The 2,833-nt window shown below is 71.5% G+C and carries 1 protein-coding gene; it reads right to left on the minus strand.

What is annotated here, in order from left to right; genetic code table 11:
* Window positions 1-2,833: condensation domain-containing protein (locus tag ACFWPJ_RS29625; RefSeq protein ID WP_378856332.1), on the minus strand; the 2,833-nt coding region annotated here is incomplete at both ends.

Consider the following 2,833-nt stretch of genomic DNA (forward strand, 5'->3'; position numbering starts at 1 on the left):
GGTTTGTGCGCGGCGTCCCGGCCGCGCACGTCGAGGACTCGCATGCCCCCGATGTCGGTGTCCGCGGACAGCCCCGCCCGATCGACCGGGTAGGACTCGAGGACGGTCACGGTGTCGAACATCGCGCCGGGCCCGGCCACGCGCTGGATCTGCGCGAGCCCGAGGTGCTGATGGTCGAGCAGCGAGGCTTGCTCGGTCTGGATGCGCCGCAGCAGCTGGGCCAGGGTTTCGCGGTGGTCGAGCCGGATCCGGACGGGCACGGTATTGACGAACAGCCCGACCATCGATTCGATGCCGGGGATCTGCGGGTGGCGCCCGGACACGGTGGTGCCGAAGACCACGTCCTCGCGGGCGGTCGAGGTGGCGAGCACGATCCCCCAGGCCGCTTCGACGACGGTGTTGAGGGTGGCCTCGTGCCGGTGGGCCGCCGCGATCAGGGCCGCGGTGCGCTGTTCGCTCAGCCGCACCCGGACTTCGCGCGCGGCCACGGTGGTCCGGCGGCCGCGGTCCGCGGGCGCCAGCAGGGTCGGCTCGGCGACACCGTCGAGTGCCCGCGCCCAGGCGGCTTCCGCCACGTCTTGGTCCTGGGCGGTCAGCCACCTCAGGTAGTCGCGGTAGGGGCGCACCGGGGGCAGCATCGTGGCGTCGCCCGCGCCGGCGTAGAGGGTCAGCAGTTCCCGGATCAGCAGGGGCGTCGACCAGCCGTCGATGAGGATGTGATGCATGCTCATCAGCAGCCGGTACCGCCCGGGTGCGGTGCTGATCAGGGTGAGTCGCAGCAACGGTGCCGTGGTGACGTCGAAGCAGTCGAGGCGGTCGGTGTCCATCAGCTGTTCGAGCGCGGCGTCGATGTCGTCGCGCTCGGTCCAGTCGAGCTCGGTGAACGGCACATCGATGTACCTGTGCACCACCTGGACCGCGTCGCCGATGCCTTTGCGCAGGAACGCGGTCCGCAGGTTGGGGTGCCGTGCGAGGAGAGTCTGTGCCGCGCGGCGCAGCCGGTCCGGGTCGACGTGCCCGCCGAGTTCCAACCAGAGTTGCACCAGGTAGGCGTCGATGGTGCCGTCGGCGAGCTGGGCGTGGAACAGCAATCCCGTCTGGAGCGGCGTGAGTGGCCAGATGTCGTCCAGTGCCGAACGTCCGGCCTCGAGCTGGTCGATCGCCTCCTGGTCGAGGTCGACGAGGTCGAGGTCGGAGGGAGTCAGGCCGCCGGCACCGGGCCGGGACGCGTGGGTCGCCAGGGCGGTCACCGCGTCGCGCCACAGTTCGGCGAGCTCGGTGACTTCGGCGGCGGTGAGCAGGCCGGTCGGGAACTCCCAGGCGGCGGTCAGCGTGGGCCCGTCCGAGGTGTCGAGGGTGACCGCGTTGATGCCGAGCAGGGCTGCGACGGGTGCGTCGGGGTTCTGGATGCTGCCGCCGTCGGTGTCCTCGCCCGCGGGCAGCCACCCGGCATCGCGCAACATGGCGGGGGTGGTGTCGAGCCGGCCGAGATAGTTGAAACTCACCTGAGGCGTGGGCAATTCACACAGGAGGGGAGCGGTCTCGGCATTGAGGTAGCGCAGCAGCCCATAGCCCATACCCCGGTGGGGGACCTGCCGGAGTTGCTCCTTGACCGACTTGACGACCGCCGCCGCGGCGGGCCCGGCGGCGAACGCGTCATCGATATCGATATCGGACAGGTCGAGCCGGACCGGGTAGTTGGTGGTGAACCATCCGATGGTGCGGGTGAGGTCGGCGCCGGGGAGCACCGTGTCGTGGCGGCCGTGGCTTTCGAGGGTGAGCAGCGTCTCGGTGACGGTGGTGCCGCGGCGGCCCTGCCATCGGGTCAGCGCCAGCGCGAGCCCGGCGACGAGGGCGTCGTCCACGTTGCCGTGGAACGCCCGGGGCAGGGTGGTGAGGACGGCGCGGGTCACCGCGGGAGGTAGCGCCACCTCGACAGTGGCGGCGGTGGCTTGCACGTCAACGGCCGGATCGATCGGGCGGGCACCGAGCGGCGGATCGGCAGCGTCGAGCGTGGACCGCCACCAGTCGAGTTCGTCGAGGCCCCCGGCGGCGGTCTGCAGCGCATGCGCCCAGCGCCGCATCGAAGTGCCGACCGGCGCGAGTCGCGGCCGTTGCCCGACGCTGCGCTGGGCCCAGGCCGCGGCGAGATCGGGAATGAGGATCCGCCACGACACCCCGTCGATGACCAGGTGGTGGGCGACGACGAGCAGCCTGCCCGGCTGTCCGGCCAGGTCGAACCAGACCAGCTGCAGCGTGATCCCGGCCGCGGGGTCGAGGCGCTCGGCCGCGGCATTCGCCTCGGCGTCGAGGAGCGCGGCGAAGGCGCTGCTGTCGAGCGCCGCGTCCACCGGCACGTGCCGGATCAGTTCGGCGGCGGGCGGCGCGGTCGGCAGCACCCGCAGCGCCCAGCCCGAGCTGTGCGCGGGTTCCGGGTGCAGACGGGCCCGCAGCATGTCGTGGTGATCGAGCACCGCCTGGACGGTGGCGTCGATGCCGGTGGCGTCGATGCCGGTCGGCAGCGTGAGCAGCACCCACTGGCAGAACCGGTCGAACCCGCCGCGTTCGACCATCCAGCACATGATCGGCGTCATCGGTATCGGCCCCACTCCCCCGCCGGGCAGTTCCGCGGGCAGGGCGGTCGCCGCCGCGCCGTCGTCGAGAACGGCGATCTCGGCCAGCCCGGCAACGGTTTTGCGCTCGAACACCTCGCGCGCGGAGAACGTCACACCGGCCGCCCTGGCCCGGGTCACCAACTGGATCGACAGGATGCTGTCGCCGCCGAGGGCGAATAACGAATCGGCGAGACCGACCGTGTCGATAACCCAAAACA

Origin of the sequence: Nocardia sp. NPDC058497 (assembly GCF_042720195.1) — a bacterium.
Classification (GTDB): Bacteria; Actinomycetota; Actinomycetes; order Mycobacteriales; family Mycobacteriaceae; genus Nocardia.